Below are 13,391 nucleotides of genomic sequence, written 5' to 3' on the forward strand. Positions count from 1 at the left end.
CTAGGAAACGTTTTGATACGTAGGTACGATATGTTTGATCATTTCCCTAATGGCGCCTTGTTCTTCTCCAATCACTTTTTCCAGCATGCCGATTTCCTTCTCTAAGGCAGCTTTGCTGATATTGGCAGGTTTACCTATAAAGATTCGGTCGTGCCTGGTTGAACCTAGCCCTTCTTCGCTTGTCAGCAGCTCTTCATACAATTTTTCCCCCGGACGGATCCCGGTCATCACAATGTCGATATCAACGTTTGGTTCGAATCCCGACAAGCGAATCAAGTCTTCGGCCAAGTCGATAATTTTAACCGGTTTCCCCATATCGAGGATGAATACCTCACCTCCGCCGGCGAACGCTCCAGCCTGGATGACAAGCTGAACCGCCTCGGGAATCGTCATAAAGTAACGGATCATCTCAGGATGTGTGACCGTCACCGGTCCGCCTGTCGCGATTTGCTGCTTGAACTGCGGGATGACGCTTCCTCTGCTGCCAAGCACATTGCCGAAGCGAACGGCCACAAATTTGGTTGAGCTGTTCGCGTTCATGCTCTGGATAAACATTTCCGCAATTCGTTTGGTCGCCCCCATGACACTGGTCGGATTTACGGCTTTGTCGGTGGATACGAGAACAAACTTCTCGGCTCTGTATAAATCCGCACATAAGGCAACATTTTTCGTGCCAAACACGTTATTTTTAATGGCCTCCGAAGGGTTTTTCTCCATCAGCGGAACATGCTTGTGGGCAGCCGCATGAAATACGACCTGTGGCGACAAACGCTCAAAAATAATTTTCATCCGCCCCATGTCCTGCACATCCGCAATCACCGGTTCAATCTGCAATTCCGGGAATAACCGCCTCAGTTCCTGCTCGATGGCATAAATGCTGTTTTCCCCGTGCCCCAAAACGACCAGCTTCCGCGGATTATAAGGTGCAATCTGCCTGCACAGCTCGGAGCCGATGGAACCTCCCGCTCCGGTTATCAGAACCACTTTGTTCTGCACATAATCGGCGATACCGGCCAAATCCACCTTCACAGGCTCTCGTCCAAGCAGATCCTCCACCTCGACGTTGCGGATTTCGTTCGTTGAAAGCCTGCCATGAATCAGATCATCGATTCTAGGGATGATTTTCAAATTCGCTTTCGTCAGCTTGCAAATATCGATGAATCCGGAAATGGCTTTCTTAGGAGCCGAAGGCATTGCAATAATGATTTCTTCGATTTGCTGAATTTTGACAATATCGGCAATCCGGCTGCGATCTCCCATGACGGGAATACCGCATATATCCTGATGCAGCTTCCGGGGATCGTCGTCTACGAACGCAACGGGGTACATCCTTGCATCCGGGTTAGCTTGCAGCTTGCCGGCCACCATGACGCCGCACGAGCCGGCACCGATGATGAGCGCTTTCTTCTTAGCTACAGTCGTTTTGGGCTGTCCCCCCCGGTTCACTACCCTCCGCGCAAAACGTACGCCACCCATAAGCAAAAGCATCGATTCAAACGAAAGCACGGTGATGGATAACGGAATCACTTTTCCGGTCCAAAGATACGTAAGCGCGTAAGAAATGATATGTCCTAGAGCGACCCCTTTCAGAATGGAAAGCAGTTCGCCGACGCTGGCATAACGCCAAATCCGGTGATACAAGCGGAACAGATACATGCTTACCAGACATACTACAGTTGCCATGCACCCGTTGACCATCATCTGCTTGACATATTCCTTCGGAATCGTTCCGTCGAATCTTAAGTAATAGCACAACATAATACTGGCCCAGATAATCGCTGTATCGGCTATTAAAAAAATCGATAATTTTTGGGACAATTTCATAATTTGCTCCTACCCGTAATACGCGCTGTAGCTCTCGCTGCTTCTCGGCACTTTGTTTAATACGGCACCTAATATCCGGGCGTTGGCGCGTTCCAGTTGAACTTTAACCTTTTTGATCAGTTTGCTTTTTGTTTTGCCGTAACCGACAACCAGCAGCACTCCATCGGCCAGACTTGCGAGTATTTGCGCATCGGTTACCCTGAGCATCGGAGGTGAATCGATAATGATGACGTCATACGCTTTTCTTAACTCATACAGCATCAACTTCATCTGATTGGAAGCGAGCAGCTCCGGTAAATGATTCACGGTCGGACCGGAGGTAATCACATGGAATCCGGCAATTCCCGTTTCGCGTATGGCTTCGGCTATACTGCACTGCTGGGACAATACGTTTGACAAACCGGACCGGTTCACTATGGAAGCGAGCTCATGTATAGATGGCCTTCGCATATCAGCGTCGATGAGCAGCACCTTTTTGTTGTCGATTGCACAGGCGGCGGCAAGCAGGAACGCATTGGTCGATTTCCCCTCCCCATCGACGGCGGACGTAACAAGGATGACTTGGGAATCCAGCCCTCTTAATGCGAAACGGATGTTGGTGCGGAGCGATTTGAACGATTCCGGGATATGCATATTGTTAATTGACCGTAACATTTTTAGCTTCACCTACCTGACTAGGAAATGATTTCCTTTTGTTTTTATAAAGCTCCTTACGTCTGAGTTTGGCAATAACGGCAAGCGTCGGAACTTTCAGATGCTCCATGACGTCGTCTTCCGTTTTAATCGTGTCGCTCAGCAGATCCGAAGCGATAAAACATCCGCTTGCCACAATAAGCGAGACAATAAAAGCGATAATTGTGTTAAATTGAATGTTTGGCGTTACAGGCGGCGGGTTTAAGGAATCAGCTTCCTTAAGAATGACGATATTATCGGTTTTCATAATCGTTTGAATTTGCTGCTTGAATGTCTCGGAAACCGCATTGACAAGCTGGCTCGCCTTCTCATATGAAGTTTCTCTGGCTTGTATTGTAAACAAAGTTGTTTCTTTACCCGAGATCACTTTTACTTTTTTGAGCATTTGCTCTGCGCTTAACTTCAGTTCGGGATAACGTTTTGAAACGATTTCCATAATGGCCGGGGAAACAATCAACTCCTTATACGTATCTACAAGCTTTACGTTCAGCAGCATCGTATTGATGTCCAAAGCGGGTGCACCTGGTGAATCGGCCGCTTTCGTAATGACGATTTTGGTAGTTGCTTGGTAAAGCGGGGTGACATACACAGTGCTTATCCCCCAGGCGGCCAGACTCGACACGATGACGATAAGTCCGATGATCCACTTTCTTTTCCACAACATGGCGAAATATGTTTTCAAATCCAATTCCATCTTACTCTTCCTCTCCATTTAAAAATGTTATGCACACTAGTTACACGATTATGATACGTTATGTATCTCAATGACTTTAATTTACGATACATTTAGTATCATGTCAATAACTATTTACTTGTTTTTCAAAAAATGATTCGATAATTCCAATTTGCAGCAGCTCGCCCAGCACAGTCTGAACGTCCGTTTCATCTATGATATGTCTATAGTTCAATTGCTTACTGAGCTCCACTGTTAATTCCGAAACGGATTTTTGTGTATGGAGCAGCGACCATATGGTGCCCCCAGCTCCGTTTAATTTCGTTAATGTCCGATTTTTCACGTGCATGATGATCCATTCTCCGCCGACTTCGATTCCCTCTACGTCTTTCGTTTGTCTGTACAGCTTATTCATACAATACTCTCCCATAAAGATTCATTATTTTCGTAATAGCGGATGCTCACCGGGATATGCTGAACAAGCTGTCTGCACATGGACAAGGCTTTTCCCGACTCCGCTTTATTATGGGGCCAGCATGTTAAATGATTGGCGATATGCAGGAGCGCATCGGATTCTTTCAAGTGTATGCTTTCCGTCTTAAAGGAGGACTGCAAAATATGAATGGAATGCAGCTTGCAATGCCGGACCAAATGCTCGGAACGCTCTTCCCTGCGAAACGGCGAATCAAATACCGTTATATCTCCACCTGAACGAACGCAAATAAGCGTGGCTTCGTCGGAGAGAACAAGGCGCGGTCTGGAAATCTTGGACAATGCTGTTTTGCCAAAGGAGCTGAGTCCAGCAAATATAAACGCATTGTTACGCTCCGCCACACATGATGAATTCAATAACAGCCCCCATCGACGGTATATAATAAACGAGCTGTACAATTGTAGAATTGCATGCTTTAACGCAAAATCGTCGTAAACCTTTACTTCCGCAGTTTCATAAGTTGGATTCACTATGATACTGTAATCCGTCCGCTTAAATTGAATTTGCCCGTCCTCGGCGTTCGTACAAACCTCATATCCGGAAAACGGCTTGCCGTAATTGCCCTCAATCTTAATCTGCATATCGACATGTAAATAAGACTTTAATTTGCCTGTCTCTTTGGCATGAAACGTATCCGCAATACTTGAGCGAATTTCTTGGGAATCCATGATAAATAAAATATGATGTTCCCCAATGGTTGCATACATGCTATACATTCTGTTTCACATCCATAACAAGACCTTCCTTTCCTTCTTTTTGTGATACAATTCGTATCATACAATGTGCACTTTCCCATTTTATTTTTAACTCCTGATAAAAAGAACCTGTACAGCTTCTGCTGCATATACTAACGTGACTTTTAAACTATGAATATAGGAGGTTTGTATATGGCTACTCCATCGTTTAACGGTTTGATAGACGTCATGCAGTATGGCGCCAAAGGAAACGGCTCCACCGACGATTATGCCGCTATTGTCAAAGCGCTTGCAGCGTGTAAAGCCGGCTATGTGCTCTATTTCCCCCCATCCAGCGGATATGCGGTTAGCCAGCCCATCGTCGTTTCAACTGCGGTGCATGTGCAAATGGACTCGCCGATCATTTACACCGGCAGCTCCGACGTTACCGCGCTGACAGTCGGTATTGCAAGCACTGACTTCGAAATGCTTAATTTGAAGCTGAACGTCGTAAGGGGAACTCTCTCCAGTTGGAAAAGCGAAAACAATATCGGCATCAAGCTGCTTAACTTAAACACGTGTCAGGTTAATGTTGTACAAACGAGAGGGTTTACTATCGGCTTGCAATGTATCGGCACATCCAACAATGGTTTCGCCTATAACCAAGTCGTTCTGGGCAACATCCTGAATAACAAAATCAGCATCGACCTGACTAACGCGACAAACGGCTGGTGCAATGAAAACTTATTTTTATCCGGTCAAATTGCCAACTGGAGCGACGTTTACCCGACGCAAAATAAAATCGGCGTGAGGATCACATCGCAAGACAAGATTTACACGAATAATAACAATAACTTCTTTATTAAGGCCAGCTTTGAATTCCAAGGAACTTCCCAAAAACTTCCTGTCCTGATCGAATACGGCTCGCAGAATGGATTTTTAAGCTGCCGCAGCGAAAGCGGCGCCGCTTATTTTGCTCAAGTGCTGAATAATTCGACAGAGAACTATTTCGATCTCGGCTACACGGCCAATCAATCTGAAGTTATTTTGGATCAAAGCTTATATCCGGCCAATTTCTTAACTACGCGACGCACCAAATTTTTGCAAGAAACCGGAAATATGGTATTCCTATCCGGCGCTTTACCCAAAAAAGCGGTCCCTTATGATGCCAAAAACGTAAATCTGGCGGACGTCGCTATATTTAGCGGCACCAGCATCCAAAAATTCGGTACAGGAATAACGATGAACACCGATTACCTTCAAGTCGCCAGTGGGACAGGCATTGGTGTACTGGTGAACACCACAAATGCCAAGCGGTTTGTCGTAAAACGCGACACCATAAGCCCTTATGACGGACGTGTAGCCATCAAGTGTTACGACAGTTCCGGCAATCCGTTGACGGATAAGGGAAGCCCTCTGGTCAAGGGCACTGCTTACAGCGTTCCTGCCTGGTACAAAGACACATTCGGAGGCGTCTATCAAATGCAGGGCGACAGCCCCATGGATTTTTATTTTCAAGTCGATGCTAGCGTGAAATCAATCGCCATTATCGTTACCGCGGGCACCAATCCACTTCAAATTCGCAGCTTCTCCGTCGCTACCGCAGATGGAGACACCGCCGCCGCTTGGTCGGGAATTCCGGAAATGGCGCTTGGCACCAATTATGCTTTGCAGACGCCAACTATGGGAAGCTGGACTAAAGGCAAAATGATCCTTAACGATAAACCGGCTTCAGGCAGCCCTATCGGCTGGGTTTGTGTTCAATCCGGTACCCCGGGCAGTTGGAAGCCTTACGGCTCGATTTCGTAAAGTAACAACTCATTTTTACCGTCATAACAGCCTACTGGGGAATACGGCATGACGAAAATGGATAATATGATGGCTATGCAGCCCATCTTTCGAAACGGTAAACTCGCCCTGTTTGCACACATCTTCCGACATCCCGACCAAATAATCGACCGACACTTCGAAATACTCGGCAATTTTATTTAAGGTATCCAAATCTGGCTGCCTGCGATTATTTTCATAATGAGACAAGGTGGCCCGGGATATGCCAATCGCGTGAGCGAGTTCCTTTTGTGTTAACTGCCTTTGTTCCCGCAATTGCAATATACGGCTGCTAAACTGCATCCAAATCACCTCCTGTGCGACCGATGCCATTGCCTATGAATGCAGATTTGTCGTCTATTAAAATAAACAATCTGTTTTTTTGGGTCTTTGGTTATCCGTTAATTGATGTTATAATCTCACTAAACAAACTAAAAATATAGATATAATTCTATAAACTTATGTGAAGGGGCTTTAGGATGAGGTTTGGAAACAGGATCGCCGAATTGCGCAACGATAGGCATATGACACAAGAAGATCTGGCTCAGAAGCTAGGCATATCCCGGGCCGCACTTTCACATTATGAAAATAACCGTAGAGAGCCGGATCATGAAATTACCCAGAAATTAGCAGACCTTTTCAAGGTATCCGTTGATTATTTAATGGGAAGAAGCCAAAACCAAAGCATGGACCTGACTCTCGAAGCAAGAGAATTTATCGATAGTTTGGAGCTTTCGGACCAAGATATTCTAGATAAATTTTCCCTTACGATTGATGGTACGAGATTAAGCCAAGAAGAAGCCAAACGATTTATCGCCTTTATCCGTGCAGAACGTTCGATGCGTTAATCCTTATTGTCTTTACTCGCAGCTATCCTGACATCTTCTGTAAAAAGGACGTTATTGGGGGCCTTTTCCGTTAATCGGTCAACCGGTTCCCAATGAATGAATGCTTCATTCCTGATTGCGAGCAAATCCATTACAATACGGATGTCCAGCACAATTTTACCCTCACTCATAATATCCCCGCTTCGTTCGCGACAGATTTTTTTTAATACGCTTACATTTTCGTCATGATATCATGCAGCCGCTTGATGCTATTATTCTACCGTTACGCTTTTAGCTAGATTTCTAGGTTTGTCAACATCATTGCCGCGTTGGACAGAAACGTAATAAGCAATGAGTTGCAGTGGAATGACGGCGATAATCGGGGTTAAGAGTGGTAAAGTATTGGGTAAAAGATATAGATTGTCCACACTTTTCGCAAAAGTCCGGTTATCCGCGAGTGCAATTCCATACACTTCAGCCCCGCGCGCTTTCACTTCTTTCACATTGCCGAGCATCTTTTCGTACAAATCCTCTTGAGTAGACAATGCGATGACCGATGTCCCTTCTTCAACAAGAGATAAAGTTCCGTGTTTCAATTCCCCTGCAGCGTAAGCTTCCGAATGAATATACGAAATTTCCTTCAGCTTAAGCGAACCTTCCATGGCTACCGAGTAATCAAGACCACGTCCTATAAAAAACAGGCTGCTCTTATCTTTTAACGATTCCGCATATTGTTTAACTTGCCCGTGATTTTCCAAGATCTGACCGACCAGCTCCGGAACCTTGTGAAGCTCAGCAACGTATGTTTCAAGCAATGGGGTGCTTACCGTGCTGCGAATCCGCGCAAAATAAAAAGCTAACATATAAAACACGAGCAGTTGGGTTGCATAAGCTTTCGTCGAGGCTACGGAAATTTCCGGCCCGGCCATCGTCAAAATCACATCATCCGCTTCGCGGGCTATCGTGCTGCCGACTACGTTAGTGATGGCCAGCGTCCTCGCTCCCAATCTGCGGCCTTCTTTAAGCGCTGCCAGCGTATCGGCCGTTTCTCCCGATTGGCTGACTGCAATGACCAGCGTTTTGTCCGTAATAATGGGATGACGATAGCGGAATTCCGAAGCGACATCGACATCGACAGGAATCCGAGTTAACCGTTCCAGCAGCTGCTTGCCCACTAAACCCGCATGATAAGCGGTTCCGCAAGCGATAATGGTAATTTTCTCGATATCCCGAATATGAGCGTTTGACATACCCAGATTTTCAAAAACGATGTTACGTCCAGTTCGATCGGTACGCCCCAATAAAGTGCGCTGCAATGCGTTCGGCTGCTCATAAATTTCTTTAAGCATAAAATGTTCGAAGCCGCCCTTTTCCGCCTGCTCATGATTCCAGTCAATCCGTACAGCGGAACGGGATATCTTCTCATCCGTATTCATGTTTTTAATCGTCACGCCCTCACGCGTAAGAACAGCCAGCTCACCATCTTCCAAGATGTAAATATCGCGTGTATGTTCCAAAATCGCAGGTATGTCGGATCCGACGAAATTCTCGCCATTCCCTGCGCCGATGATAAGCGGGCTTGCCAAACGTACGGCAATCAGCTTATCGGGTTCATAGTCGGTTACGACGGCCAGAGCATACGCTCCTTTCATTAAACGAATGGCTTGTTGGACAGCCGCTACGATGTCGCCCTTATAAAACTCGGCAATCAGGTGGGAGATCACCTCCGTATCGGTTTCCGATTTGAACGTAATGCCTTTGGATTCCAGCATTTCTTTTAATTCCAAATAATTCTCAATGATGCCGTTGTGGACTACTGTGAATTTTCCGTGTGTGTCGCTGTGGGGGTGGGAATTCTCATATGAGGGTTTACCGTGGGTTGCCCAACGCGTGTGGCCGATGCCGACCGTTCCGAATAGAGGAGACTGGAGAAGATGGTCTTCCAAATCGGTGATGCGTCCTTTCGATTTGCGGACTTGAAGCCTTGATCCGTCGTAAACCGCGATTCCCGCTGAATCGTATCCTCGGTACTCCAACTTTTTCAAACCGTTTAACAAAATGGTTTGAGCTTTTCCATTTCCGATATAACCGACTATTCCGCACATGCTTGTATAACCTCCACATATAAATAGTTACATTTTGTTACTTTTTTACCTAATGATACATAACGTATCTATATGTGTCAAGCACATTTTTAACCCTCCATGGGGGTTCGGCTGTAGCACTCTCGGCGATTGGGGGGATTGGGGGGATAGACTCAGATTTAACCCAACTCATGTACGTCTCATACGATATTCCCAACTGATACAACAAATCCTTAATATCCAATTCACTTTTCATGTTACTTCCCCCCTACGGCAATTTTAAGACACTCGACATTATAAACTAGATTATATCAAATCAATTTTTTATAATTTGTAGATTGGTGGTACCATAACTTAAATTGATTTTCTATTTTTGTCGAAAACACTTAATATCAATCTAAAAAAATAATAAAGTCGCTTTTAAAACACTTTATATTAAGAAAACGACAGCATCTTTACGTTTTTTACCGCCAATCGTCGATTGCTTGCGATTTGTAAAATATTTCCTCGACAACATACACCTTGGGGATATAGAGGAGCGGTGACGGCCGTTTGGCCTCTTGCGGACTCTGCCAGCATCGCAAAAAAGCCATTTCCCCGTATTACCTGGGAAATGGCTTTCTTGTGCCGAACGTTCCGCCGCTAATGAGTTTGTTCCAAGCCATTGGAATGCACCATCGGCTTGCCGTCGGACTCCATCCATAATACAAAATCAAGCGTGCCAATCCGTTCCATCGCCGTAATAAACTTCGCTTGATTGCTCACCTTCAAGCTGAAGCAGAGCTTAATTGTCGGTTTATCGGCATGACCCGCCGCCGTCTCGGCGACATGGATCATTTTGACGTTGACGATCTGAATGTCCAGCTCTCCAAAGGTGGAAGCAATTTTGCCAAGCACGCCGGGCTGATCGACGGCGTTGATCGTCAGCTCATGATTGCGGCGGTTGCGCATCAAATATTTCTCCCACTTGTTCAGCACCAGCAGGCTGACCAACACCAGCAGCGTAGCGCAAAACGCCGCATACAGGAAACCGGCTCCGACGCACAAGCCGATCGCGGCCACCACCCACACCGAAGCGGCGGTCGTCAGCCCGCTGATGACCGAACCGTTGCGCAGAATCGCACCTGCGCCGAGAAAACCGATGCCGCTGATAACTTGCGCCGCAAGACGGGCCGGGTCGACACGGACATTCGTTTCATTGACGAATTCGGAAAAACCGTAAATCGATAAAAGCATAATTGTCGCCGAGCCCAGACAAACAAGAATATGTGTCCGAAAACCAGCCGCATGGTTGTGCCACTCGCGTTCCATTCCGACAATGCCGCCCAAAACAACGGCCAGCACCATTCGCACGAGCAGTTCCCAATGCGTGATCGTCCAAATACTCGCGACTCCCGTCATGTTCGCTCACTTCCTTTTTCTTCTGAACGCAGCCCTTACTGAAAATAAATGGCGTTGGTAAAGCCAATCATCGTGTGTGCTCCGCAAAAAGCGCCATACAGCTCGGCGCGCAGCCAGCGGGCTGCTGTCACATCCAGCTTGAGGCTGGCTTGCGGCTGCGCCCTTGTCAGCTCCACGGCGGCCAGTTCCCCGGCAGCACTAACCAGCTTCACGGCAAGTTTCTGCTCAGGCAGCTCCCATTGCCCTTCCCTTGCGGAAAAATCTATGTTTACCGTCACATCAATCGCCGGTCCCGGAACCGCCGTTTCACCGATTCCGGCCTTATGCCCATGCTCATCCGCAACCTGCAGTTGAAGCAGCGGCCCCATGGAAACGGACACCGCCCCCCGCTTCAAGGCATCAAGCGCCGCTACCGTAAGTCCGGAAGCTTGCTCCAGCTCGGCATTAACACCCAGATAGGTCGCTGCAACCGGTTCCGTAACTGGATCGGATACGTGCCAATCCCTTCCGCTTGTCGCCGCTATCCGGTGTCCCTGATTCAGCAGGTCGGTCCACATCGCAAAAGCACGGGCATTATTTCTTCTGATCGACGGGAATAAAGTTGACCATACTTCAATATAATCGATTTTGCTCCAATCGGCTACATCGAATTCCCAAAAGCAGCCCGTACACATAGGAGACCCGACACGGAAAGGGTGAGCGACCCCAACCAGGCCGCCCTGCCGGTGTACGCCCTCAATACCGCGGTGGATATGAAACGGGCTTAAATTGCGCCAATCGACATATTCGTGAATGCCAAGCGTCAGCATATGCCCGAAAAACGTCGTCCATTCCAAGCCCGGTATAACCTCCACGCCCGTTTGCGCCATAACCTCTTCGCGTCCTGTAAGCCCGGTCATCGTATTGTGATCGGTTAATGCTACACCGCGAAGCCCAAGCGCTTTGGCGGCTTCGGCAAGCTCCGGCAGCGATTGCTTGCCGTCGCTGTGAAATGTATGGCAATGAAGTTCAAAAGGCAGCCATTGCATCATCGGTCACCGCCCCCTTCCCAAATTTGCAGCCGGTAGCGGCATTCATCCGTCACGACGCAATGAATGTTGATCATAACTTGCAGTTGTCCTCGCGGAAATACGCCGGGCACCAGCCCCGGCGACGCCTCTTCTGTGGTGACCACCAGGTGCTGCACCGGGTCGTGCCGGTGTCCCGCTCCACGAAACCCATTTTCATCATCCAGCGACAGTGTCAGCAAATTTTGCAATGGCAAAAAGTCGCGCCAGTTATACGACGGCCGATGTTCTTCCAGTATAAATTGGCGGAAACCTTCTTCAATTAACTGCTCCGAGCGGGCTTCATCGTCCAGCGTCTTCGGCTCATAAGCAAACTCCACGTGCAGCTCGCCGCATTCCTTATGCAGATGCAGCGTATACGTAATGTGGCTTTTGGAACAGCTTGGCGTCACCGCTCCTTCTGCTTTCAACAATAAGTTCATAGAGACATATCCTCCCGCCATAATGTTTGTCTTGGTTGATCCGCTGTCACCGTAACCGGTGACAAACTTCGAATCGCCGGCATCGGCGCATAATCGTCATCGAGGAAAAAAGCTTTAAACTCCGGTACATAAACCGAATCTTCTCCACCCGGCAGCCAAACGGCGCATATTTCTTCAATGTGCTCGAAACCGGATATAACCGGCAGCTTCACCGCCGTGGAAAATTGAAAATACGGACCGTCGTATGCGCATCGGAACTCGCCATGCCGCAAGTCCCCGAAGCTGCTAGAAAACCAACCGTCTATTCCCTTCAGCTTCACCTGAATATCGATTGAGGTGCTGTCTCCGGGGCCTTCCGTCACTTTGGCCGTCTGCACGAACAAATAATGGCGCAGATCCGCCAGGTGGTAGGAATTGGCGACAACCGGCGCCTCAAACGTATATTGGCGCAGCATTTCCCATGCCGTTACCTGGTACGTATAAGGAAATGCATCCATAATGCGTTCTCTCGGTTCGAGACCGGGTTTCCATTCCATCGCAGGCGGGAGCAGAAACCGATAAGCCGAGCCGATTTGATCCGTCACCATGCCGTTAGTTGTTGCGCTTTGCAGCGCAGGATGGCCGCCTAACGCGGTACAGCCGTTAAACTCGGTCGTGACATGCTCCGGGCCTTGAAATTCGGCATTTTGCACTTCGCCCTTCTCATCCAGCTCAACCCTGTATATCCACTCAATATCCGTCGTTCTCCCCCATTTGCTAAGCAGCAGCGGAGTTGGCGTCCCTTCATCCTCATGCGAGAAAATCATCTGGTATTCGATGGCTTTTCCTGCTGCAAGCTGCTCTGTTGTATAGAAAAGCAGCAGCGGCGTGTCCGTGAACCGGTTCTCAAACGGATGGCTCACGTTCCTGCCGTACAACACCGGCGTATGCTTGTAAACATCGTACATTTCCGAAGAAACGGGAGCCGTCCGGATCTTGACCGATTCGACAAATGCCCGCTTCACCTGGGGCGAAGAAAGATTCCGGTTAAAGGCAAGCCGTACCGTAAAGATTCCCGGCTCCATCCAACCAAGCAGCCTTGTATAAGTAAAAGGACGGTTTCCATAAAATAAAACGCAATCCTGATTATATTCCCACTGCACCCAAATGCGCAAAGCTGACGACTCCCCGCCAACCCGGGCCCAATCGCTTTCCGACCTTGCCAGCACATCAATTTCGACAAAACCGGCCTCAGTAAGCTGGAACTGTATCGTAATATCGTTGTTCTCGCTGGTTTCCTTCCAACCGAGAGACCCGGTGGAAGCTATGCAATGCGCCGCCGTCATCCTATTCCCCCCTGACTGTTCACCCGTCTGGAAAAAAACACCTCTCCCAGCTAATTTCTAGCGGGAAAGGTGCGCATTCGA

14 protein-coding genes are annotated in these 13,391 nt (G+C 47.9%); 2 read left to right on the forward strand and 12 right to left on the reverse strand.

All coding sequences use genetic code 11. The features are described from left to right. The 5 genes from EYB31_RS31960 to EYB31_RS31980 all read right to left on the reverse strand — a co-directional run bounded on the left by EYB31_RS31960 (position 1) and on the right by EYB31_RS31980 (position 4,390). On the reverse strand, positions 1-1,824 hold the full coding sequence (locus EYB31_RS31960) for a nucleoside-diphosphate sugar epimerase/dehydratase (protein ID WP_131017565.1): 1,824 nt from the start codon (positions 1,822-1,824) through the stop codon (positions 1-3). A gap of 9 nt (positions 1,825-1,833) precedes the next feature. Continuing rightward, positions 1,834-2,478, reverse strand: a complete 645-nt coding sequence (locus tag EYB31_RS31965) for a CpsD/CapB family tyrosine-protein kinase (protein WP_131017566.1) — start codon at positions 2,476-2,478, stop codon at positions 1,834-1,836. Then, positions 2,462-3,211: a YveK family protein gene (locus EYB31_RS31970; RefSeq protein WP_165452722.1), complete on the reverse strand. Its 750-nt coding sequence runs from the start codon at positions 3,209-3,211 to the stop codon at positions 2,462-2,464. Before EYB31_RS31970 ends, EYB31_RS31965 begins: the two co-directional genes overlap by 17 nt. A 103-nt stretch (positions 3,212-3,314) precedes the next feature. After that, positions 3,315-3,605: a PqqD family protein gene (locus tag EYB31_RS31975; RefSeq protein WP_165452723.1), complete on the reverse strand. Its 291-nt coding sequence runs from the start codon at positions 3,603-3,605 to the stop codon at positions 3,315-3,317. Further along, a complete protein-coding gene (locus EYB31_RS31980) occupies positions 3,602-4,390 on the reverse strand; it encodes a hypothetical protein (RefSeq protein WP_131017569.1) in 789 nt (262 codons plus the stop codon). The genes EYB31_RS31975 and EYB31_RS31980 overlap by 4 nt, the downstream gene beginning before the upstream one ends. Positions 4,391-4,570: 180 nt before the next feature. Between EYB31_RS31980 and EYB31_RS31985 the strand changes: the two genes are divergently transcribed. Further along, on the forward strand, positions 4,571-6,166 hold the full coding sequence (locus EYB31_RS31985) for a glycosyl hydrolase family 28-related protein (protein WP_165452724.1): 1,596 nt from the start codon (positions 4,571-4,573) through the stop codon (positions 6,164-6,166). Between the two features lie 21 nt (positions 6,167-6,187). On the opposite strand, the gene EYB31_RS31990 is transcribed toward EYB31_RS31985, so the two are convergent. Continuing rightward, positions 6,188-6,487 carry a helix-turn-helix domain-containing protein gene (locus tag EYB31_RS31990; RefSeq protein WP_131017571.1) on the reverse strand — a complete coding sequence of 100 codons (300 nt, stop codon included), beginning with the start codon at positions 6,485-6,487 and terminating at the stop codon, positions 6,188-6,190. 176 nt (positions 6,488-6,663) lie between these two features. Here EYB31_RS31990 and EYB31_RS31995 point away from each other — a divergent pair, with 176 nt between their 5' ends. Beyond that, positions 6,664-7,032, forward strand: a complete 369-nt coding sequence (locus tag EYB31_RS31995) for a helix-turn-helix domain-containing protein (RefSeq protein ID WP_131017572.1) — start codon at positions 6,664-6,666, stop codon at positions 7,030-7,032. 251 nt (positions 7,033-7,283) lie between these two features. Here the strand turns inward: EYB31_RS31995 and glmS are convergent, their stop codons facing one another. The 6 genes from glmS to EYB31_RS32020 form a co-directional block, all read right to left on the reverse strand. Continuing rightward, complete coding sequence (glmS, locus tag EYB31_RS32000; protein WP_131017573.1) at positions 7,284-9,116, reverse strand: glutamine--fructose-6-phosphate transaminase (isomerizing); 1,833 nt, start codon at positions 9,114-9,116, stop codon at positions 7,284-7,286. Positions 9,117-9,559: 443 nt separating this feature from the next. Beyond that, positions 9,560-9,688, reverse strand: coding sequence for a hypothetical protein (locus EYB31_RS41335; RefSeq protein ID WP_276322113.1), 129 nt, complete (start codon positions 9,686-9,688; stop codon positions 9,560-9,562). A gap of 49 nt (positions 9,689-9,737) precedes the next feature. Beyond that, entirely contained in the window at positions 9,738-10,496 is a 759-nt protein-coding gene (locus EYB31_RS32005; protein WP_131017574.1) for an MgtC/SapB family protein, read from the reverse strand. 35 nt (positions 10,497-10,531) lie between these two features. After that, complete coding sequence (locus tag EYB31_RS32010) at positions 10,532-11,527, reverse strand: CehA/McbA family metallohydrolase (protein WP_338119999.1); 996 nt, start codon at positions 11,525-11,527, stop codon at positions 10,532-10,534. Next, positions 11,524-11,985 carry a hypothetical protein gene (locus tag EYB31_RS32015; protein ID WP_131017575.1) on the reverse strand — a complete coding sequence of 154 codons (462 nt, stop codon included), beginning with the start codon at positions 11,983-11,985 and terminating at the stop codon, positions 11,524-11,526. The genes EYB31_RS32010 and EYB31_RS32015 overlap by 4 nt, the downstream gene beginning before the upstream one ends. Continuing rightward, positions 11,982-13,310 carry a hypothetical protein gene (locus EYB31_RS32020; RefSeq protein WP_131017576.1) on the reverse strand — a complete coding sequence of 443 codons (1,329 nt, stop codon included), beginning with the start codon at positions 13,308-13,310 and terminating at the stop codon, positions 11,982-11,984. Before EYB31_RS32020 ends, EYB31_RS32015 begins: the two co-directional genes overlap by 4 nt. Positions 13,311-13,391 lie beyond the last annotated feature (81 nt).

This window comes from Paenibacillus thalictri, from assembly GCF_004307995.1.
Lineage (GTDB): Bacteria > Bacillota > Bacilli > Paenibacillales > NBRC-103111 > Paenibacillus_AF > Paenibacillus_AF thalictri.